This is a genomic window from Pseudomonas sp. PDM32, from assembly GCF_019219225.1.
Classification (GTDB): Bacteria; Pseudomonadota; Gammaproteobacteria; order Pseudomonadales; family Pseudomonadaceae; genus Aquipseudomonas; species Aquipseudomonas laurylsulfatiphila.
On the sequence record NZ_JAHUWE010000004.1, the window covers coordinates 118,373 to 140,560 of the forward strand.

Here is a 22,188-nt window from a genome sequence, read left to right on the forward strand (position 1 = left end):
GACCCCGCCTCAGTCTGTGGTCGCCAGCGCCGGTACTGGCAAAGGTTTTGGCCTATGAAATAACCGCTCCAGCCACAAGTATATGACCGGCGTGGTGAACAGCGTCAGCGCCTGGCTCACCAGCAAACCGCCGACTACCGCGATCCCCAGGGGTTGGCGCAACTCGGCGCCGGTGCCATAGCCGAGCATCAGTGGCAGGGCGCCAAGCAGGGCGGCGAGGGTGGTCATGATGATCGGCCGGAACCGCGTGATGCAGGCCTTGAAGATCGCTTCCTCAGGCGACAGTCCGCCATTGCGCTGCGCTTCGAGGGCGAAGTCGATCATCAGGATGCCGTTTTTCTTGACGATACCGATCAGCAGCACCAGGCCGATCAAGGCCATGATCGAAAAGTCCTGACCGCAGATCCACAGCATGATCACTGCGCCGAGGCCCGCCGAAGGCAAGGTCGAAATGATCGTCAGCGGGTGCACGAAGCTCTCGTAGAGCACGCCGAGAATGATGTACACCGCTACCAGCGCCGCCAGGATCAGCCACGGCTGGCTGGCCAGCGAACTCTGGAACGCCTGGGCCGCGCCCTGGAAATTACCGCTGATGGCGGTTGGCATGCCGATGTCGGCCTTGGCCTGGTCGAGCATGATCACCGCATCGCCCAACGCTACGCCGGGCGCCAGGTTGAACGACAGGTTGGCGGCCGGGAACATGCCGTCATGGGCGATGGACAGTGGGCCGATGGTGGGCGCATCGAACCTGGCCAGGGCCGACAGCGGTACCATTTCCCCGCTCAGGGGCGAGCGCAGGTAGAAATAGTTGAGGCTTTCGGCCTTGCCGCGTTGCTGGGTGTCCAGCTCCAGGATCACGTTGTACTGGTTGACCTGGGTCTGGAATTCATTGATCTGGCGCTGGCCGAAGGCATCGTACAGGGCTTCGTCGACGTCGCTGGCGGTCAGGCCGAAACGCGCCGCGGCGCTGCGATCGATACTGATGTGGGTGATGCTGCCGCCCAGTTGCAAATCGTTGGAAATATCGCGGAAGGCCGGGTTGGCGCGCAGTTTTTCCGTGAGGCGCTGGGTCCAGGTGCTCAGGGTCGGACCATCGTTGCTCTTGAGCACATATTGATACTGGGCACGGCTCGGGCCGGAACTGAGGTTGATGTCCTGGCCGGCGCGCAGGTAGAGGACGATGCCCGGCACTTTCATCAGTTGCGGACGAATCCGGTCAATGAACTGACTGGCCGAGACATCGCGGTCGCTGCGTTTTTTCAGGGTGATCCAGAACCGGCCGTTGGCGATGGTCTGGTTGCTGCCGGAGACACCGACCGAGTGCGAGAACGTTTCCACGGCAGGGTCGGCGGCGACGATTTCCGCCATGGCGAGGTGTTTTTTCACCATGTCGCCGTAGGAAATGTCAGCAGCGGCTTCGGTGGTGCCGAGGACGAAGCCGGTGTCCTGGATCGGGAAGAAGCCTTTAGGAATGAAGATGTAACCGGCGACGGCCAGACCCAGCGACAAAGCGAACACGCCGATCATCGTTTTCTGATGGGCGAGGGCGCGGCGCAGGCCTTTTTCGTACCAGGCCAACAGACGCTCACCAAAGCCCGGTTTGTCGTGGGCATGATGCACCGGCGCGCGCATGAACAGCGCGGCCAGGGTTGGCGCCAGGGTCAGCGACACCACCACCGAAATCAAGATGGTCGAGGTAGCGGTCAGGGCGAACTCCTTGAACAGTCGCCCGACCACGCCCCCCATGAACAGCAACGGAATGAACGCTGCCACCAGCGAAAAGCTGATCGAGACCACGGTGAAACCAATCTCGCCCGCGCCCTTGATCGCCGCTTCGCGCATGCTGTCGCCGGCCTCCAGGTGCCGGTGAATGTTTTCCACCACCACGATCGCATCGTCGACCACAAAGCCCACGGCCACCACGATCGCCACCAGCGTCAGGTTATTCAGGCTGAAGCCCATGACGTACATCAGCGCAAAACTGGCGACCAGCGAAACCCCCAGCACCGCCGACACGATCAGGGTCGCCGACAACTGGCGCAGGAACAGGGCCATCACTGCCACCACCAGCATGATCGCGATCAGCAGGGTGATTTCCACTTCATGCAGGGACGCGCGAATGGTCTGGGTCCGGTCGATCAGCACCTTGACCTGCACCGAGGCCGGGAGCATCGCTTCCAGCGCCGGCAAGGCGGCCTGGATGCGGTCCACGGTTTCGACGATGTTGGCCCCCGGTTGGCGGAAAATCACCAGGTTCACCCCCGGTTGCGAGCCCGCCCAGGCCTGGACGTAGGCATCTTCCGAACCGTTGACGACTTTGGCGACATCGCGCAGATGAACCGGCGCGCCGTCCTTGTAGGAAACAATCAGCTGGCTGTAGTCCTCCGGGTGAAACAACTGGTCGTTGGTGGACAGGGTCGAGATGTTCGACTCCCCGTACAGCGCACCCTTGGCCAGGTTGAGGCTGGTCTGCTGGATCGCCAGGCGGATGTCGGCGAGGGTCAGGCCGATGGCGGCGAGTTTGTCTGCCGAAACCTGGACGCGGATCGCCGGACGCTGCTGACCGGTGATGGCGACCTGGCCTACACCGTCGACCTGACTCAGCTGACGGGACAACAGGGTTTCCGTCAGGTCGCTGAGCTCCGGACCGGGCATTAGCGAGGAGTTGACGCTGAGGATCAGCACCGGGCTGTCGGCCGGGTTGACCTTGCGCCAGGTCGGCAGGTTCGGCATGTCCTTGGGCAGCTTGCCCGCGGCCGTATTGATCGCCGCCTGCACTTCCTGGGCGGCGGTGTCGATGCTCTTGTCGAGGGTGAATTGCAGGGTCAGGTTGGTCGAGCCCAGTGCACTGCTCGAGGTCATCTGGGTCACGCCGGGAATGGCACTGAATTGCACTTCAAGGGGCGTGGCCACCGAGGACGCCATGGTTTCCGGGCTGGCGCCGGGCAATTGCGCGGCCACCTGGATGGTCGGGAATTCTGCCTCCGGCAACGGCGCTACCGGCAGGCGCGGAAACGCGATGACGCCCAGCAGCACCAGGGCGAACGTCAGCAGGACCGTGGCCACCGGGTGGTCGATGCACCAGGCGGATATCGAACCATGGCCCTTCATTGTGCGGCCTCCGATTGCACCACTTGCGCCGGCTCGGTCATCACCTGCACCGTCGACCCCGGTTTGAGCCGCGACTGACCATCGCTGACCAGTACATCACCCGGTTTCACGCCCTTGATGATGTCCTGGCCGCTGCCTTGATAGACCATTTGCACCTGCACGGCTTCGACCTTGTCGCCATTGACCCGGTACACGAAGTGTTGGTCCAGACCGCGTTGTACGACTGTCGGCGGCACCACCAGTGCATCTTTATCCAGGGCTGTCTGAATCTTTACCGTCACCAGCAGACCCGGCCACAGCTTCTGCCCCGGATTGTCGAACTCGGCCTTGGCGCGGATGGTGCCAGTGTTGGCATTGATCTGGTTGTCGATCAGGGTCAGGTGACCTTCGCCGAGCAGGTTGCCGGTTTCGCCGTCGGTGTCAGCTCCGATGTAGGCCTTGACCCGGGCGTGCTGTGGGTCGTTGATCAGGCCTTGCAAGGTCGGCAGCATTTGCTGTGGCAGGGAGAACTCCACGGCGATCGGGTCGATCTGGGTCACGGTGAACAGGCCCTGGGTGTCGGTCATGCGCAGGAAGTTGCCTTCATCCACGGTGCGAATGCCGACGCGACCGGTCACTGGGGAGCGAATCTGTGTGTAGGAAAGTTGTACCTGAGCTGCGTCGATTGAAGCCTGATTGCCTTGGGCGGTGGCTTTGAGTTGGTTCACCAGCGCCTGTTGCTGGTCGTAGGTCTGCTTGGAAACGCCGTCGTCAACACTCAGCAGTTTGTAGCGTTTAAGGTTGACCAGCGCCACTTGCAGCTGCGCCTGGCTTTCGCCCAGCTGTGCCCGGGCCTGGTCGAGGCTGGCGCGGATCGAGCGGTCGTCGATGGTGGCCAGCAGGTCGTCTTTTTTCACCAGTTGGCCTTCCTTGACCATGATTTTGGTGAGGATGCCGTCGATTTGCGGGCGGACCACGACGCTGTGCAGGGACAGCACCGAACCGATGCCGCTGACGTAGCGTGGCACGTCTTTTTCGGCGACGGCGACCACGCGCACCGGGATGGCGGTGGGGGGGGCGAGTTTTGTCTTGACCGGTTTGGTGGCGTACCACAGGCCCAGCGCTGCCAGGACGATCAGAAGGGCGACGAGCAGGGCGGGTTTTTTCTGGGTTCGCATGCGAGTGGGGCGCCGGGGCTGGTTTTTTGGTCGAAGGGTAGTTTCCTTTATAAACCTGTTTGGCGGTCAGGAGGGTGACGGCTAACTGACGGCGCTGTCAGTTTGGTTTGGTCTTGGCGGCTTCTGGGCCGACCTGGCTTTGGGGTGAAACAGGTGTAAACCTAAACGCACTCCCCCTGTAGGAGCTGCCGCAGGCTGCGATCTTTTGATCTTGAAAAATCAAAGTCAAAAGATCGCAGCCTGCGGCAGCTCCTACAGGGTAGGGATTTGGCTTAATTCGCCACCCGAACTCCGCCCAGACTCCCGCTCAATTCATAAGCCGCCAATTCCGCCTGGTGCGCCGCCAGCAATTCCGGCAACGATCCGCGCAAATATTCGACCCAGGTCTTGATCTTCGCATCCAGGTACTGGCGCGAAGGGTAGATCGCATACAGGTTCAGTTCCTGCGAGCGGTATTTGGGCATCACCCTCACCAGCGTGCCGTTACGCAGGCCTTCAATGGCGGCGTACAGCGGCAGGACGCCAACGCCCATGCCGCTGATGATCGCGGATTTCATCGCGTCGGCGGAGTTCACCAGAAACGGTGAGCTGTTGATGGTCACCATTTCCTGGCCGTCAGGACCGTCGAAGGCCCATTTTTCCAGCGGGATCACCGGGCTGACCAGGCGCAGGCAGGCGTGGTTGAGCAGGTCGCTGGGTTTTTGTGCGCAGCCGTTGGCTTTGACGTAGGCCGGCGAGGCGCAAACGATGCTGTAGGTGATGCCCAGGCGCTGGGAGACGAAACCCGAATCCGGCAGTTCGCGGGCGAGGACGATGGACACGTCGTAACCCTCGTCGAGCAGGTCCGGCACGCGGTTGGCCATGGTCAGGTCGAAGGTTACGTCCGGGTGGGTCTTGCGGTAGCGGGCAATGGCGTCGATCACGAAATGCTGGCCGATGCCGGTCATGGTGTGCACTTTCAGTTGCCCGGCCGGGCGTGCGTGGGCGTCGCTGGCCTCGGCTTCGGCTTCTTCGACGTAGGCCAGGATCTGTTCGCAGCGCAACAGGTAACGCTTGCCGGCTTCGGTCAGGGCGATGCGGCGGGTCGTTCGGTTGAGCAGGCGGGTTTGCAGGTGGGCTTCCAGGTTGGAGACCGCGCGCGAGACGTTGGCCGTGGTGGTGTCCAGTTGCACGGCGGCGGCGGTGAAGCTGCCGGCTTCGGCCACGTAACTGAAGGCGCGCATGTTTTGCAAAGTGTCCATGGGGTGCTCTCTCGTCGAATGACAAATTGTGACACGAAGTTTCTGTTTATTTACAGGCGACTAAAGATCGACATACGGATTATCTCGTTAACGGTAACAAAGATTCACAGGAATCCCAGCTTATCGCCGTCAAAGCCCCCCCATAGAATTGCGTCCACCTCTGTAGGAGCTGCCGAAGGCTGCGATCTTTTGATCTTGCTTGTAAAAGATCGCAGCCTTCGGCAGCTCCTACAGGGGACCGTGTTTACGGTCCAGACATGTGATCTCCCTCCCCTCAGGAATTTTCAGCAGTGCCGCGTCGCATCAGCAGAGCGCTTCAGCCGCTCAGTGTTTTGGCTTTAACCCTGACTATCAGCGGCTGCATCGGAACCGGAGGTATTGCCCCGCAGGGCAAGGCGCTGGAGGCCAATTCACTGGCCACCGACGAAGCAATCCAGAGCGCCGCACAAGATGCGAATTGGCCCACCGCGCAATGGTGGCAAGCCTATGGCGACCCCCAACTGAACCGCTGGATCGACCTCGCCCTGCAAGGCAGCCCGAGCCTGGCGATGGCCGCCGCCCGGGTACGTCAGGCCAGGTCCATGGCTGGCGTGGCGCAAGCGGCCGAGTCGCTGCAGATCAATGGGGACTCGACCCTCAAGCGTCACAACTGGCCTACCGACCAGTTCTATGGCCCCGGCGAGCTGGCCAACAGCACCACTTGGGACAACAACGCGGCCTTGGGTTTCAGTTATGCCCTCGACCTCTGGGGCCGTGAAAGCAATGCCACCGAGCGCGCCGTGGACATGGCGCACATGACCGTCGCCGAAGCGCGACAGGCCCAGCTCGAGTTGCAGGACAACATCGTGCGCGTCTACATCGAACTCTCGCTGCATTACGCGCAACGGGACATCGTTGATGCGACCTTGAGGCAGCAACAGCAGATCCTTGAGCTGGCGCAGAAGCGTTTGAAGGGCGGCATCGGCACCCATTTCGAAGTCAGCCAGGCCGAGACGCCGCTGCCGGAAACCCATCGCCAGATCGACGCCCTCGACGAAGAAATCGCCTTGAGCCGCAACCAGCTCGCCGCCCTCGCCGGCAAGGGCCCGGGGGAGGGCGCGCAGTTGCAGCGGCCAACGCTGTCGCTGGGTGCACCGCTGAAACTGCCGTCGTCGCTGCCGGCGCAATTGCTCGGCCAACGCCCGGACGTGGTCGCCAGCCGCTGGCAAGTGGCGGCGCAGGCGCGGGGCATCGATGTTGCCCATGCCGGTTTCTACCCGAACGTCGATCTGGTCGGCAGCCTCGGCTACATGGCCACCGGCGGCGGGGCCCTGGAGTTCTTGACCGGCAAGAAGCTCAACTACAGCGTGGGGCCGGCGATTTCGTTGCCGATCTTCGATGGCGGGCGCCTGCGTGCGGAGTTGGGTGAAGCCTCGGCCGGGTATGACATCGCCGTGGCCAAGTACAACCAGACCCTGGTCAATGCCCTGAAAAACATCTCCGACCAGTTGATCCGCCGCGAGTCCATGGACAAGCAACAGGCTTTCGCCGCCGAGTCGGTGGCCACCGCGCAGAAGACCTACGACATCGCGATGATCGCCTACCAGCGTGGCCTGACCGACTACCTCAACGTGCTCAACGCCCAGACCCTGCTGTTCAAGCAGCAGCAAGTGCAACAGCAGGTTCAGGCCGCGCGTTTGAGCGCCCATGCGCAATTGGTGACGGCGTTGGGCGGTGGTCTCGGTGCCGGCAACGACGTGCCGAACGCCGAACAGACCCAGGCACCGAAAACCCCGAGCCTTTTACGTTGAACACAAGACCTGTGGGAGCGGGCTTGCTCGCGAAGGCGGTGTGTCTGATGACACTTTTGTCGCCTGATACTCCCTCTTCGCGAGCAAGCCCGCTCCCACAGGTTCCGGTTTTCACTGGAATTTATTGAGCAGGATTTGATGACTCCCTTGCCCGCACCCTTGCGCTGGCTGTACTCCCTGGAATGGCGTCGGGGTTTCTTCGACTGGGCACGCAGCGACGGCGTGACCTGGGTCTACATCTTCAAGGTGCTGATCGCGGCGTTCCTGACGCTTTGGCTGGCCATGCGCCTGGAGCTGCCGCAACCGCGTACCGCGATGATCACCGTGTTCATCGTCATGCAGCCGCAGAGCGGCCAGGTGTTCGCCAAAAGTTTCTATCGGTTTCTCGGCACCCTGGCCGGGTCGGCGGTGATGGTTGCGCTAATCGCCCTGTTTGCGCAGAACACTGAACTGTTCCTCGGTTCGCTGGCGATCTGGGTCGGTATCTGCACGGCCGGTGCCGCGCGCTGCCGCAACTTCCGTGCTTATGGATTTGTCCTCGCCGGGTACACCGCCGCGATGGTCGGTTTGCCCGCGCTGGCCCATCCGGAGGGTGCGTTCATGGCGGCGGTCTGGCGGGTGCTGGAGATCTCGTTGGGCATTCTCTGTTCGACCCTGGTCAGTGCGGCGATCCTGCCGCAATCGGCCAGCGCGGCGATGCGCAATGCCTTGTACCAGCGCTTCGGCGTGTTCGCCCTGTTCGTCACCGACGGCTTGCGCGGTCGCAGTCAGCGCGAGGCGTTCGAGGCCGGCAACGTGCGTTTCATCGCCGAAGCCGTAGGCCTGGAAGGCTTGCGCAGCGTCACTGTTTTCGAAGACCCGCACATGCGTCGGCGCAATGGCCGGCTCAGTCGCCTGAACAGCGAATTCATGGGCATTACCACGCGCTTCAACGCCTTGCACCAGTTGCTCGAACGCCTGCGCAGCAGCGCGGCGGACCAAGTGGTGGAGGCGATCAAACCCGGCTTGCAGGACCTCGCCGAGCTGCTCGACGGCTTCAGTGGGCGTGCCCTGACCAGCGCCGATGCAGCGCGTCTGGTCACGGTGCTGAGCGCCTACAAGGAAGGTTTACCGGCGCGGGTGCGCTGTCTGCGGGCGACGTTCCAGCAGAGCAACCCGAGCGAGGCCGGGCAACTGGATTTCCACACCGCCTACGAACTGCTCTATCGCTTTGTCGACGACTTGCACAGTTATGCCCAGACCCACGCGTCACTGGCTGATCACAGTCACGAACGAGAGCGTTGGGACGAGCCGTTCACCCCGCAAACCAACTGGATGGCAGCGGCAGCATCGGGGATACGCGCGGCATTCATTCTGGTGGTGTTGGGTAGCTACTGGGTGGCAACCGCCTGGCCAAGCGGCGCGACCATGACCCTGATTGCCGCCGCGACCGTGGGCCTGTCCGCCGCTACCCCGAACCCCAAGCGCATGGCCTTTCAGATGGCGTGCGGGACATTGCTCGGGGCATTGATCGGCTTCGTCGAGATGTTTTTCATTTTCCCGTGGATCGATGGATTTCCGTTGCTGTGCGTGATGCTCGCGCCAGTGATCGTACTCGGCTCGTTCCTGACCTCGCGGCCGCAATACGTCGGCGTCGGCCTGGGCTTGCTGATCTTCTTCAGCACCGGTTCGGTGCCGGACAACCTCACGGTCTACAACCCCTACACCTTCATCAACGACTACATCGCCATGGTGCTTGGCATGCTGGTGTGCGCAGCGGCCGGAGCGATCATTCTGCCGCCCAACAGCCGCTGGTTGTGGCGTCGCCTGGAGCAGGACCTGCGTGGTCAGGTGGTGTACGCCATCAGCGGCAAGCTCAAGGGCCTGGCGTCGAGTTTCGAAAGCCGCACCCGCGACCTGGTGCATCAGGCCTACGGCTTCGCAGCGGGCCAACCGCAGGTGCAGCGGGACTTGTTGCGCTGGATGTTCGTGGTGCTGGAAGTCGGCCACGCGATCATCGAATTGCGCAAGGAGCAGGCGATTCTGCCGGTGCATCCGGCCTATGCCGAATCCCAGCCGTGGCGCCAGGCGATCCGGGTGATGGGGCGTGCGCTGGTGCGGCTGTTCCTGCAACCGAACAGCAGCAACCTCGAACGCGCGTTGATCGCGGTCGATCACGCGATCAGCCGTGTGCAGTCCACCGACGAACCTTTCGCCCCGCACTTCGATACCTCGGCGTTGCGCCGGGTGAAGAGCTACCTGCACTTCATCCGCACCTCACTGCTCGATCCGCAATCACCGCTCGCGGCCTTCACAAGCAGCCAGCCAAAAGGATTAGAACATGCCTCGTGAAATCGCCTTCCACGGCGTGTACATGCCGACCATGACCCTGATGTTTTTCATCGCGGCAGCCCTGGCCTGGGCGCTGGACCGGTTCCTGTCCGGGTTCGACCTGTACCGCTTCTTCTGGCACCCGGCGCTGCTGCGCCTGAGTCTGTTTACCTGTCTGTTCGGCGCCATGGCGCTGACTGTCTACCGTTGACTCTCTATTACTGAGAATGCCCCGATGAAAAAGTTTTTCAGCCTGCTCGCGACCCTGCTGGTGCTGGCCCTCGCGTTGTGGATCGGCCGCTCCCTGTGGGAGCACTACATGAACACGCCGTGGACCCGTGACGGCCGCGTGCGTGCCGACATCATCAACGTTGCCGCCGACGTCACCGGCGAAGTGGTGGACGTGCCGGTGCGCGACAACCAGCTGGTGAAAAAAGGCGATTTGCTGATGCAGATTGACCCCGAGCACTACCGTCTGGCGGTCAAGCAAGCGCAGAGTCTGGTGGCATCGCGCAAGGCGACCTGGGAGATGCGCAAGGTCAATGCCCATCGTCGAGCCGATATGGACAACCTGGTGATCTCCCGGGAAAACCGCGACGACGCCAGTAATCTCGCCGACTCGGCCCTGGCTGATTACCAGCAGGCCCAGGCGCAACTGGAGGCCGCCGAACTCAACCTCAAACGCACTGAAGTGCGCGCCGCGGTAGACGGCTACGTGACCAACCTCAACGTGCATCGCGGCGACTACGCGCGCATCGGCGAGGCGAAAATGGCCGTGGTCGACATGAACTCGTTCTGGGTCTACGGCTTTTTCGAAGAAACCAAGCTGCCCCGCGTGCGCGTCGGCGATAAGGCTGACATGCAACTGATGAGCGGCGAAGTGCTCAAGGGCCATGTGGAAAGCATCTCGCGCGGCATCTACGACCGCGACAACCCGGAGAGCCGCGAACTGATCGCCGACGTCAACCCGACCTTCAACTGGGTGCGCCTGGCGCAACGGGTACCGGTGCGCATTCACATCGATGAAGTGCCGGAGGGTGTGGTGTTGGCGGCGGGGATTACCTGTACGGTGGTGGTGAAGCAAGAGGGTGGGGCATAGCCGGTAGACCGAGTCGCCTGCTTCGCGAGCAAGTCGGATCGCCGCACCTCCGCTCCCACATTTTGGAATGCAATCCCCTGTAGGAGCGAGCCTGCTCGCGATGAACCAGAGCACGCCGCGTGTATTCAGAATGCACGCGTTATCGTTGACGTCCATCGCGAGCAGGCTCGCTCCTACAGTTGATCGTCGTCGTGTTCAGCAGAAGGTCTCCTGCAAATGCCGCCAAAGAATCCTGTCATCTAACTTCTCGAACACAACCGTGGAACGACGATCCGAGTGCAACCCGGTCGCATCGGTCTGTTGCTCGCGGTAGCTCACGGTTGCGCCACCCTCGTACAACGCGATACCAAGCAACTCGCTGAGCTCGATCCTGAACCCGAGCTTCTTGCCGCCCGCCAGCGTGAACAGGTCGTTCAGCGCGTCAAAATCCAGCACCCGGCCGAGCGGCGAGACCATGGAGAACTGCGGCGAAAAACGCACTAGCAGTTTTTCGAGATCGGACGCGTCGCGTTCCTCGGCCAGCCATTGTTCGATGGCCTCGTGGGCCTGGATCACTTCGTCGAAGTATTCGGTGTAGTCGGTCATCAACTCACTCCTGAAATTTGCAGTGTCTGTTCCGGCGCCATCGCGAGCAGGCTCGCTCCCACAGGGGAACGCATTTCAAATGCGGGAGCGAGCCTGCTCGCGATAGCGGCGATGCGGTCTCAGAGCTGCCCACGCAACCCGAACCGCTTCATCAGCCCGGATTCGAGCAAACCCTTGGGCAGCAAACTGGCCATCAGCGGCAACGCGCGGCTGCCATTGCCCAAGCGGATCAGCCGTGGCGGTTTGGCTTGCTGCACGGCCTTGAGCAATCCGGCTGCAAACTCACTGGCCGGGGTCGGCCTGTCCTGGGAAGCCCTGGCCCGGGCGCGTATGCCTTCACGCAGCGGAAACCACGGCGATTGTTCACTGATCAGTTGCTCGGCTTCGTGCCCGGCATTCTTGGCGAAGCTGGAAGCGATGGCCCCCGGCTGGACCTCCAAGACCCGCACGCCGAACGGCGCCAGTTCCATGCGCAAGGCATCGCTCAAGGCATGTACGGCAGCTTTCGAAGCGCAGTAGGCGCCGGCGAATGGCGTGACCAGTACGCCGGACACGCTTCCGATATTCACCACCAACCCCTTGGCCCGACGCAGCACCGGGAACAAGGCGCGGGTGACGCCGACGATGGCGAACACATTGGTTTCGAACTGGCGCTGCATGGCCGGTACGCCACCATCGAGCAACGGCCCCATGGCGCCATAACCCGCGTTGTTGATTAGCACATCGAGGCCGCCGGTTTGCTGGTTGATCCGCTCGCTCAAGGCTTCGAGCGCAGCGGCATCGTTGACATCCAGTTGCACGGCTGTGAAACCCGCGGCGGTGAGTGCCGCGACATCTTCGGCCTTGCGGGCACTGGCCCAGACTTCATAGCCGGCGACCTTGAACGCATCGGCAAGGGCACGGCCAATGCCGCTGGAGCAACCGGTAATCAACGCAACGGGCATGGCGCATTCCTTGTGCAAAAAATAGGGGAGGGTCAGTCGGAAAAACTACCCTGCAATCGCTCGGCGCGAAACTCCAGGGTTTCCGGCCGGTAGCCAGGGCGCAACGGCGGCAGCGGCAAGCAATCTTCCCAGTTGCCACCAGCCTGCAATTCGCCGGGGCCGCGATAACGCGGTGCGGAGTATTGGTTGTCGGCCAGGTTCACCGTATCGCCCGGCGCATAGGCCGCAACCCGCCAGCGCAGTTCCGTCAGCGGCACGTCATTGCCATTGTTCATCGTCAGTTTCAGCGGCCGGTCGGCCGGGCAATGCCCGGGCGCATAGCTGATGCGCAACTCCAGGCGTTGCAGTTGCTTGAGTTCGCGGTGGTCCATCCAGATGACCCAGGTCGCGACGATGCCCAGCCCAACGGCGGCAGCCACGGATACGGGCAAAGCCTTGGCCGGGTAGCGCAGCAGCAGGATCAGCCAGGTGATGACCAGCAGGACGCCGATGAACATGACGTAAATCTCGGGAATAGAGAGGGTCATCCTACCTAAGCGGGGGGGGGATTGGCGATGGGCAGGGTGTGGCGAAGGCGTTTGAAACCGTCGGTCTGAACTGTAATTTCTGACAGTAGGCAGGCGTCTGAGCGGCGGGCTTACATGGGGGGAGTGATCCCGGAGAGGTAACTGTGCCCGCAACCCCTTCAATCCACCGCTACACCCCGAGCCTGACCGCGAATGACCCTCGTGGGCTGGTGGTGCGTGCCGTGGGTTACTGGCGTGACAACGACGGTGTGCTCCCTCAGACACGGGTCAATCGCACGGTCCATGATTGGGCGGGGCGAGCGATTGCGCAGTGGGACCCGCGATTGTTTCTGGACGCTTCAGCAGCGCCAAATTTGCAAACGATTCACGCGCTGTCCGGTGCCGTGTTGTGCACGGATAGCGTTGATGCCGGACTGCGTGTTGCGCTGTTGGGGGAGGCTGGGCAACCGGTCCACCACTGGGATGGCCGGGGCTCTCAGCGCTGGATGCAATACGACATTCAGTTGCGCCCGGTATCGGTGTTTGAGCAGCCGCTGGACGGCGAAGCGCTTTGCACTGAGCGCTTGAGTTACGGCGCGAGCGATCCGGCTGCTGCCGAGCGCAACCAATGCGGCCAACTGATCCGCCACGATGACCCGGCGGGCTCGCAGCGATATACCGAGTTCGGATTGCACGGCACGGCGCTGGAGCAGACGCGGCATTTTCTGAACGACCTGGCGCTGCCGGACTGGCCGGAGTCGATAGTGGATCGCGAGTGGCTGCTGGAACCGGGCGAGGGCGCCACCACCCGTTCACAGGTCAATGCGTTGGGCGAGGTCTCCCATCAAACCGATGCCAAGGGTCACCGCCAGTTGTTCAGCCAGACCCTCGACGGGCAGTTGCTGGAGGTTCGACTGCAACTCAACGGCACACCCACCCCGAAAACGCTGGTCAGCGCCATCACCTACAACGCCCACGGCCAGACCGAACGGGAAGTCGCCGGCAATGGCGTAATCACCACGCTGGAATACGACGCGCAAAATGGCCGATTGACCCGCATCAGTGCCCAACGCGGCAACGAAGCCCTGCAAGACCTGAACCACGCCTACGACCCGGTGGGCAATGTGCTGAGCATCAAGGATGCCGCGCTGCCGATTCGCTACTTCGCCAACCAGCGCATTGAGCCGACCAGCCATTATTGCTACGACAGTTTTTCGCAACTGATTGAAGCCACTGGCTGGGAGGCAGGGGGCTCAAACAAGGGGCCGCAGTTTGCAACTTTCGACGATCCCGCGGCCTGCGCCAATTTCCGCCAGACCTATCACTACGACTTGGGCGGCAATCTGCTGGAGTTGACCCACGAAGGTCCGCAAAGCCACGGTCATCGATTGGTGGCAGCAGCGCACAGCAACCGCTGTTTGCCGGTGCTGGAGGGCGTGGAGCCGGGTGAGGACGACTTCCGCCGAGGCTTTGACGGCAACGGCAACTTGCTTAAGTTACAACCGGGGCAGGCCTTGGCCTGGGACCTGCGCAACCAGTTGGTCGAAGTGCGGCCGGTGGTACGCGATTCGGGTGTCAATGACCGCGAACGTTATGTCTACGGTGCCGACGGCATGCGCCTGCGCAAAGTCCGCGAGACGCTGGCCCATGCCCGGACATTGGTCGCTGAAACCCGCTATCTGCCAAACCTGGAACTGCGCAGCCACAGCGGTACGGGCGAAGTGTTGCAGGTAGTCAACGTCCAGGCCGGGCGCTGCAGTGTGCGGGTGTTGCATTGGGAGTCGGCGCCGCCGAAGGGCAGCGCCAATGACCGATACCGCTACCACCTGAATGATCATTTGGGTTCCTGCGCCCTGGAACTCGACGAGGACGGTGAAGTGATCAGCCAGGAGCGTTACCACCCGTTTGGTACCACCGCCTGGTTCGCCGGACGCGGGGAGGTGGAGGCGAGTTACAGAACGGTGCGTTATTCGGGGAAAGAGCGGGACGCGACGGGACTTTATTACTATGGGTTCAGGTATTACGTACCTTGGTGGCAGCGGTGGTTGAATCCGGATCCGGCAGGCATTATTGATGGGAGCAATTTCTTCTCAATGGTCAGTAACACTCCTTTAAATTTAAAGGATTCGATGGGGCTGGCCGGAGATGATCCTGCAGAGGGCGAATATTTTAAACAGCGGGGTATTCAAGTATTGAGGCGTGGGGCGAAAGAGATCGGAAAGGTGTACCCGAAAATTGAAGAGCATATTTATCAAGGAGTGGATGACAGTTTGGAAATGCTTGCGACTGCCTCCCAAAAACTGAAAAATCCCGAAACAGTCGGATCTATTCTCAGGGATTATTTCGGTGAAACGCCTGAAAGTGTAATAAACCTTCATGAGACGGCGGAGGCGGTGATAGAGCGAATTAATAAGATTTCTCAGGGGATTGCTCATCATCAAAAAACAAAGGGCCAAGATATTGTGATGGTTGGTTTTAGTAAAAATGGACCAATCTATACCTTTCAGGATGATCCCAAAATCTACTTGACTTCACAGGTTAATGATCGCGCCAATGGAGCTGCTTTTGCTCGCATTTTTATTCATGAAACCAGTCATTCAGTTGCTGCAACTCAGGATATTTGGTCCTATAAAAATCAACGAAAGGCCAGTGTTGGCATGAAGAGTGATCAGGACTTGGAAAGACAAGAGGCTGCAATCATTGCGTTAAATCCGCTGGCGGCTGGTGCACGGCTGGATATAGGGCTGTTTATTGGGGCGATTGATGGGCTTGATGCAGTCTCGGCTATCGAAGCTCAGGGGGTCGAACCGGTGCTGAGATCGGTACTCCAAAAGTATCAAGCTGATGCATCCTTAAGGGTTAAAGTCAATTTGTTGAATGCATCCACAGTGGAAAGCCTTATTCATGCGCTCAACGTAGATGAAGTCAACAATAAGCACTTTCCCTGGTAGATGGTCCTGGAAAAAAAAGCCCCCGTTCAACCCACTGCGGATAGGGGACGCAGTGAGCTGAATGGGGGCTATTTTTTCGTAAACGCTTACTGCGCGATCGTCTTCACCGCAACTCCACGATCAACCGGCGTAGACCGCCCATAGATATCTTCAAACCGCTCGATATCGTCCTCACCCAGATAACTACCCGACTGCACCTCAATGATCTCTAACGGAATCTTCCCCGGATTACGCAGGCGATGCACCGAAGCAATCGGAATGTAGGTCGACTGGTTCTCGGTCAGCAGGAACACATTCTCGTCACAGGTCACTTCCGCCGTGCCGCTGACCACGATCCAGTGTTCAGCGCGGTGGTGATGCATTTGCAGCGACAGGCAGGCGCCCGGTTTGACCGAGATGTGCTTGACCTGGAAGCGGCCGCCCATGTCCACCGAGTCGTAGGAGCCCCACGGACGGTAGACTTCGCAGTGGTTCTGGGTTTCGCTGCGGCCCTGTTCGTTGAGGGTGTTGACCATCTGTTTCACGCCTTGGACCTTGTCCTTGTGGGCGATCATCATGGCGTCCTTGGTTTCGACCACGACGATGTTTTCCAGGCCGATCACCGACACCAGTTTGCCGTTGCCGTGGATCATGCAGTTTTTGCTGTCCTGGATCACCACGTCGCCTTTGGTGACGTTGCCGTTGGCGTCTTTTGCATTCACTTCCCACAGCGACGACCAGCAACCGACATCGCTCCAGCCGGCGGTCAGCGGCACGACGCAGGCACGTTGGGTTTTTTCCATCACCGAGTAGTCGATGGAATTGTCCGGGCAGCAGGCGAAGGTGGCTTCGTCGAAGGTGATGGTGTCGGCATCCTGTTGGCTGCGTTCCAGGGTCAGCAGGCAGGTGTCGTAGATGTCCGGATCGTGCTTTTTCAGCTCTTCGAGGAAGCGGCTGGCGCGGAACAGGAACATGCCGCTGTTCCAGAAGTAACCGCCGGACTGGACGAACTCGGTGGCGCGCTTCACGTCGGGTTTTTCCACGAAGTGCGAGACGCGGCTGACGCCTTCAGGCAGCAGCGAGTCGTTGGTCGACTTGATGTAGCCATAACCGGTTTCCGGCTTGGTGGCCGGCACGCCGAACAGCACCATTTCACCGTTTTCGGCGGCGACTGTGGCCAGGGCCAGGGCGCGTTGCAGGGCTTTCTGGTCTTCCAGGACGTGGTCGGCCGGCAGTACCAGCATCAGTTCGTCGCGACCTTCATTGACCAGCATCATCGCGGTCAGGGCCACGGCCGGCGCAGTGTTGCGACCGAACGGCTCCATCAGGATGCGCTGGGATTCCAGTTTGCGCGCCGCTAATTGCTCGTTGACGATGAAGCGGTGGTCCTTGTTGCAGACCACGATCGGCGTGTCCATGCCTTCGAACACCAGGCGTTCCAGGGTTTGCTGGAACAGGGTGTGTTCGCCGGTCAGGGCCAGGAACTGTTTAGGGAATTGTTTGCGGGAAAGCGGCCAAAGACGTGAGCCACTACCACCTGACAAGATCACTGGAATCATGTTGTTACTCCTTGAATATCGATTGGTTAGAGCTACTGCGTTCTGTCGTTTCACTCTTGTTTTTGTTCCGTGTCGAAAGGCTGCTGTAGGAGCTGCCGAAGGCTGCGATCTTTTGATCTTTAGCGTCCTGACGAGCGCAAAAAATCAAGATCAAAAGATCGCAGCCTGCGGCAGCTCCTACAGCGATTAATGCCGGCCTTTCGATAAATTCATTAGCGCGTCGATACCGGGCGTTTCACCCAGACCGGCGACAGGCTGCTGCCGCTGCCGGTGACGTACAGCACCGCGGCTTCACCGCGTTCCAGGGCGACCGGTTTCACGTCGCCGACTTTGGTGGTGCCGTCATAGAGCGCCAGGCTGACCTTGACCGGGTTGATTTCACGCTCGCCGCGACCCTTGGGCGCAACGTTCGGGACCACGTCCGTCTTGCCATCGGCGGTTTTCAGGGTCAGCGCCTTGTCACTGAGGTTTTGTACGCGGACCAGGGACTTCTGCTTGTTCTTGAACGGCGGCTCTTCGATCAGTTGCGGTGCGCCGCTGGCGTTGTTGACCAGGGTGTAATAGTGGTCGCCGGCCAGTTTCACCGGCAGGCTTTGGCTGCCGACCTTGGCGCTGTAGTCGCCGCCCGGCATGAAGCTGAAGTCACTGCTCGACAGAGGCGCGACCTCGCTCAGGCTGGTGCTGCCGACGGTGGCGCTGACTTCGGCGTTGCTGGCGTTGTAGATGCGCACGAAGGTCGAGCCTTTCGGTGCGGTCGGGCCGTACAGGGCTGCGTCGCCAGCGGCGAAAACCTGTACCGACAGCACACTGAGGCCGGCAACCAGGGCAAGGCGTTTGGCGAGACGACGAGGAGTTGTAGTGAAAGTCATGGTGTACCTCTCTTTCAGTTTTGCGCCCGGTCGGGCGTCTCGGATTTGTTGTTGATGGCTACGTTTTGTTGGCGGGCGCCGGCTTGTTTAAGCTCTGCGACCCACTGCGGGTCGGCGTCGCCGATTTCGTTGTTCACAGGCAGATATCGTTCAGGGAACTCCCAGATCAGCACCTGAGGCGGGCTGTTCTTGAAGGCATCGCTTTTCAGGTAGCTGAGCATCGGCAGAATCGGGCCGTGGCCGTCTTCGGCGTAATTGACCACGTCGCTGTGCAGCGCCTGCTTGAGCGCACCGACGAAGTTCCAGTTGGGGTTGGCGCTGTAGCTGGTGCCGATCAGGGCCACTGGCACTTCGGTGTTGGCGAACAGCGCGTCGTCGCCGGCGGGCTGATCTTCAGCGGCGACCGTATTGCGCTTTTGCAATTGCTCCTGTTTAGGCATCAGGTTTTCGAACAGCGGGTCCAGTGGCAGGAACAGACGCAGGTCGCCCTTGTGGGTGACGGTTTCGGCCGGTTCGGTGACGAAGCGCTGCGGTTCGCCGCTCAGCGGGTACTTGTCGGCGATGGTCTTGGCCAAACGGTTGGCCGCGATCTCGGCGCCTTCCGGGGTCCAGTGGGTATCGGTGCGCAGGAACACTTGCTGGCCGTTCTGCTTGGCCTGTTGCAGCGGGCCGAGCAGGTCAGGGGCCGGAATCCGGTCGGCGGCCAGGCGCTGGTGGAAGTCCTTGTAGAGGTTGGCGTGGATGCTCGCCGGTTTCTCCTCACCGAGGTGTTCTGGGTACAGGCGCACCTTGGCCGGCACCACCGCCATCACCAGTTGCACGCCTTTCTCTTTCAAGGTCTGGCGCACGCCTTCGACCAGCGCGTAGTTGCCTTGCAGGTTCAGCTCTTCGTTGACCACCGGGTGGAACTCTTCATCGCTGTACAACCACTGGTCGCGGCCGAGCACCACGCCCGGACGACCTTCGTTGAACAGTTTGAAATCCAGCGCGGCCCAGAGATTGGTGCCCAGGCGCTTGATCGGGAACTCGTCGTCGTAGTGGGTTTCCACGGCCTTGGTCCAGCGACCGTTGAGCACCGTCGCATCGGCGTTGGTGCTGAAGCCGAAGAAGCTGCGCACCGACCACAGACCGAGCACCAGCAGGGTCACCAGGAACAGCGCGATGTAGAAGATGCGTAATGAGCGGGTCATGGTCAGATCCCTCAGAACTGGAAGTAAAGGAACGGCGAGAAGCTTTGCGCCGAGAGTTTGAGAATCGAGGCGATGAACAGCAGCAGCACCAGCGCACGCATCACGTAGCGCGACCAGTCAGCGGTCCAGTAGGCCGGTTGCACCTGGGCTTCGACGCCGACGGTGTAGCCAGGCTGGTGGATGCTCGCCGGGTTATCTCCTGGTACAGCCTTGATCGTTCCCGGTGTAGCAGTGGCCGGGCCGTCGCTGTCGACATTCACCGCAGGCTTGGTCTTGACCGGAGGCTGATTGGTGTAGAAGTCGCGCAGGCCGAAGAACGCCAGGGTCACGTAGGCCACGATCAGCGTTGCCACTTGCAGGCCGGTGAGGCTGGCCTGGTTGAGTTCCGACAGCGACCAGTCGCTGAAGCTGAACATCGCGCCGTACATGCGCCCGGCGACGTGCAGGTTTTCCGCACGGAAGATCACCCAGCCCATCACCACCAGCAGGAAGGTCATTGCCCAGCGGATCGGGTTGAAGCTGCGTGGCGAAGTATTCAGGCCGATGGCTTTTTCAATCGCCAGCCACATGCCGTGCCATGCACCCCAGACGATGTAGGTGATGTTCGCGCCGTGCCACAGACCACCGAGCAGCATGGTCAGGAACAGGTTGCGATAGGTCATCAGCGTGCCTTTGCGGTTGCCGCCCAGGGTGATGTACAGATAGTCACGCAGCCAGGTCGACAGACTGATGTGCCAGCGCCGCCAGAACTCGGTGATCGACTGGCTGACATACGGCTGCTTGAAGTTTTCCATGAAGCGGAAACCCATCATCAAGCCCAGGCCGATGGCCATGTCGCTGTAGCCGGAGAAGTCGAAATACAGCTGTGCGGTGTACGCCAGGGCGCCGAGCCAGGCATCGCCCGTGGTCGGGTTTTGCAGGGCGAAGCAATGGTCGGCCACCACCGCGAGGGTGTCGGCGATGAAGACTTTCTTGATGAAACCCTGCATGAACCGCGTGCAGCCCTCGGAGAACTTGTCGAGGGTGTGGGTGCGGTTGTTGAACTGGTCGGCCAGGTCGCGAAAACGCAACACGGGACCGGCGATCAAGTGCGGGAAGATCGCCACGAACGCCGCGAAGTCGATCAGGTTGCGGGTCGCCGGAGTGTCGCCACGGTAGACGTCGATGATGTAGCTGATGGACTCGAAGACGTAGAACGAGATCCCGATCGGCAGCAGCACGTGGGTCAGGATGAAAGGCTCCAGGCCCACCGACGTCATCATCGCGTTGATGCTGTCGACGCCGAAGTTGGCGTACTTGAAGTAGCCGAGGATGCACAGGTCGACGGCCACACCGAGCAGCAGCCAGCGCTGCGCCGGTTTGGTCTTGACCCCGGCGGCACCGACTTTCAGGCCGATCCAGTAGTTCCACAGCGTGACGCCGGCGAACAGTGCGAGGAAGTCCACACGCCACCAGGCGTAGAACACGTAACTGGCAATCAGCAGCAGCAGATTGCGATAGCGTTGCCCGCTCAGGTAGTACAAGCCGAGGAAGATCGGCAAGAACAAAAACAGGAACACGTTGGACGAAAAAACCATCCCGATCTCTCCTTGTTTGAACCAACAGTCAAGGGCCAACGGCCCCCCCAAACCCCCCAAGAAAACCTGGAGGGCAACACACAAAAAACTCACACCTGACGCTGACTCTGTAGGAGCTGCCGCAGGCTGCGATCTTTTGATCTTGCTTTTAAAGATCAAGATCAAGAGATCGCAGCCTGCGGCAGCTCCTACAGGTCAAGTTCCCTTATTGCCCTTTTCATTGGCCGGGTCGTAGACCTTGGTCAGGTCGCCGCCGAGGCGGAAGGTCTTGAACGGTTGCATCTTGTGTTTCTTCGCCAGCACCTCGGGCGAGCAGGTGTAGAGCGAGCAATACGGTTCGAGCCAGGCGAATTTCATGTCCTCTTTGAGGTCGGTCATGTCCTGTTCCTTGCCGTTCTTTTTCTCGAACTCATCCGGGTCTTTCACCCCGGACAGCACCCGGTCACCCAGGCGTTTGAGTGCGCCATTGTTTTCCTGACGCAAGTCCACCCCGTTGACCTGGGCGAAACTGGCGATCATCGCCAGCGGCGGCAGGGCGTAGTTGTGGTAGGCCAGGGCTCGTTGCTGACGCTTGAGTTCGTTGGGCAGGTAGCCGTCGGCGTCGACCTGATTGGCGCCGACCTTGTATTCCTTCACCGCCCAGTCGAACAGGTCGCGGCGGTTGGTGGCGACGGAAGTGGCCATCACCGACCAGGCGGCCCAGTACGAGTGGTTGTTGGTCTGCTCGAGCGGCAGGTTGTCCCAGTCGCTGACCACCTGGTCGGCCATCTTGCTGAACCAGGCTTCGATCAACTGCGCTTGCTGTTGATGGGTGGCCAGCGGGTGGGAGTCGGAAAACTTCAGGCGGATATACGCCGAAGCCATGCTGCCCAGGGCCCATTTGCGCATCGACTTGCCGGTGTGGTTGAAGTCCTTGGACATCAGCGCGTCGGCCTGGGCCCAGGCTGTCAGCCAGCTCAGCGTGCATTCCAGTTGTTCCGGGCGACCGTCACGCATGAACTGCATCACGCGCTTGCTGGTGCCGCGCTCGATCTTGGTGATGTCGGCGGTGCTGTCGCGGAAGGCTTTTTCCGACTGCACGTTCAGGGTCGCGCGGGCCTTGTCCGAACCTTCGTACTTGCTGCGAAATTGCAAAGAGCCGGTGTAAGGCGTCGGCATTGCATCGCAGCCTTCGCTCTTGTCTCCCGACTTGAATTTATCCACAGGCGCAAAATAGCCCTGGGGTGGACGCAGTGGCGCCGCCGCTTGCGTGGCCCCGGCGAACATCGCCAGGCTCAAGAGCGTCGGTGCCAACAGTGTTGATAATTTCGGATTGCGCAT

The 22,188-nt window shown here is 60.9% G+C and carries 16 protein-coding genes; 5 read left to right on the top strand and 11 right to left on the bottom strand.

Annotated elements, in window-relative coordinates:
- Window positions 1–9: 9 nt before the first annotated feature.
- The 3 genes from KW846_RS09225 to KW846_RS09235 all read right to left on the bottom strand — a co-directional run bounded on the left by KW846_RS09225 (window position 10) and on the right by KW846_RS09235 (window position 5,509).
- Complete coding sequence (locus KW846_RS09225) at window positions 10–3,111, bottom strand: multidrug efflux RND transporter permease subunit (RefSeq protein WP_218482024.1); 3,102 nt, start codon at window positions 3,109–3,111, stop codon at window positions 10–12.
- Window positions 3,108–4,268 (bottom strand): efflux RND transporter periplasmic adaptor subunit, encoded by a 1,161-nt coding sequence (locus KW846_RS09230; RefSeq protein WP_218482025.1) that lies wholly within the window; start codon window positions 4,266–4,268, stop codon window positions 3,108–3,110. The genes KW846_RS09225 and KW846_RS09230 overlap by 4 nt, the downstream gene beginning before the upstream one ends.
- A gap of 272 nt (window positions 4,269–4,540) precedes the next feature.
- A complete protein-coding gene (locus KW846_RS09235; protein WP_007972623.1) occupies window positions 4,541–5,509 on the bottom strand; it encodes a LysR family transcriptional regulator in 969 nt (322 codons plus the stop codon).
- A 290-nt stretch (window positions 5,510–5,799) separates the two neighbouring features.
- Between KW846_RS09235 and KW846_RS09240 the strand changes: the two genes are divergently transcribed.
- From KW846_RS09240 to KW846_RS09255, 4 genes are all read left to right on the top strand, one after another.
- Window positions 5,800–7,299 (top strand): efflux transporter outer membrane subunit, encoded by a 1,500-nt coding sequence (locus KW846_RS09240; RefSeq protein ID WP_218482026.1) that lies wholly within the window; start codon window positions 5,800–5,802, stop codon window positions 7,297–7,299.
- Window positions 7,300–7,437: 138 nt separating this feature from the next.
- Entirely contained in the window at window positions 7,438–9,630 is a 2,193-nt protein-coding gene (locus tag KW846_RS09245; RefSeq protein WP_218482027.1) for an FUSC family protein, read from the top strand.
- Window positions 9,620–9,820, top strand: a complete 201-nt coding sequence (locus tag KW846_RS09250) for a DUF1656 domain-containing protein (RefSeq protein WP_015096751.1) — start codon at window positions 9,620–9,622, stop codon at window positions 9,818–9,820. Before KW846_RS09245 ends, KW846_RS09250 begins: the two co-directional genes overlap by 11 nt.
- Before the next feature lie 24 nt (window positions 9,821–9,844).
- The gene (locus KW846_RS09255) at window positions 9,845–10,708 is read left to right on the top strand and encodes an HlyD family secretion protein (RefSeq protein WP_104449348.1); all 864 of its coding nucleotides are present in this window, start codon (window positions 9,845–9,847) and stop codon (window positions 10,706–10,708) included.
- Window positions 10,709–10,903: 195 nt separating this feature from the next.
- Here the strand turns inward: KW846_RS09255 and KW846_RS09260 are convergent, their stop codons facing one another.
- From KW846_RS09260 to KW846_RS09270, 3 genes are all read right to left on the bottom strand, one after another.
- Window positions 10,904–11,293, bottom strand: a complete 390-nt coding sequence (locus KW846_RS09260; protein WP_218482028.1) for a DUF4440 domain-containing protein — start codon at window positions 11,291–11,293, stop codon at window positions 10,904–10,906.
- A 119-nt stretch (window positions 11,294–11,412) separates the two neighbouring features.
- Window positions 11,413–12,237 carry an SDR family oxidoreductase gene (locus KW846_RS09265; RefSeq protein WP_218482029.1) on the bottom strand — a complete coding sequence of 275 codons (825 nt, stop codon included), beginning with the start codon at window positions 12,235–12,237 and terminating at the stop codon, window positions 11,413–11,415.
- A 32-nt stretch (window positions 12,238–12,269) separates the two neighbouring features.
- Complete coding sequence (locus KW846_RS09270) at window positions 12,270–12,734, bottom strand: multidrug transporter (RefSeq protein WP_218482030.1); 465 nt, start codon at window positions 12,732–12,734, stop codon at window positions 12,270–12,272.
- A gap of 251 nt (window positions 12,735–12,985) precedes the next feature.
- Between KW846_RS09270 and KW846_RS09275 the strand changes: the two genes are divergently transcribed.
- The gene (locus KW846_RS09275; RefSeq protein WP_371321735.1) at window positions 12,986–15,694 is read left to right on the top strand and encodes an RHS repeat domain-containing protein; all 2,709 of its coding nucleotides are present in this window, start codon (window positions 12,986–12,988) and stop codon (window positions 15,692–15,694) included.
- A gap of 86 nt (window positions 15,695–15,780) precedes the next feature.
- Here the strand turns inward: KW846_RS09275 and KW846_RS09280 are convergent, their stop codons facing one another.
- The 5 genes from KW846_RS09280 to KW846_RS09300 all read right to left on the bottom strand — a co-directional run bounded on the left by KW846_RS09280 (window position 15,781) and on the right by KW846_RS09300 (window position 22,188).
- Entirely contained in the window at window positions 15,781–17,232 is a 1,452-nt protein-coding gene (locus KW846_RS09280) for a mannose-1-phosphate guanylyltransferase/mannose-6-phosphate isomerase (protein WP_218482031.1), read from the bottom strand.
- 212 nt (window positions 17,233–17,444) lie between these two features.
- Window positions 17,445–18,101: an alginate O-acetyltransferase AlgF gene (locus KW846_RS09285; RefSeq protein WP_218482032.1), complete on the bottom strand. Its 657-nt coding sequence runs from the start codon at window positions 18,099–18,101 to the stop codon at window positions 17,445–17,447.
- 14 nt (window positions 18,102–18,115) lie between these two features.
- Complete coding sequence (locus KW846_RS09290) at window positions 18,116–19,291, bottom strand: alginate O-acetyltransferase (RefSeq protein ID WP_218482033.1); 1,176 nt, start codon at window positions 19,289–19,291, stop codon at window positions 18,116–18,118.
- A gap of 11 nt (window positions 19,292–19,302) precedes the next feature.
- Complete coding sequence (locus tag KW846_RS09295; protein WP_218482034.1) at window positions 19,303–20,868, bottom strand: MBOAT family protein; 1,566 nt, start codon at window positions 20,866–20,868, stop codon at window positions 19,303–19,305.
- A 195-nt stretch (window positions 20,869–21,063) separates the two neighbouring features.
- Window positions 21,064–22,188 carry a mannuronate-specific alginate lyase gene (locus KW846_RS09300; protein WP_218482035.1) on the bottom strand — a complete coding sequence of 375 codons (1,125 nt, stop codon included), beginning with the start codon at window positions 22,186–22,188 and terminating at the stop codon, window positions 21,064–21,066.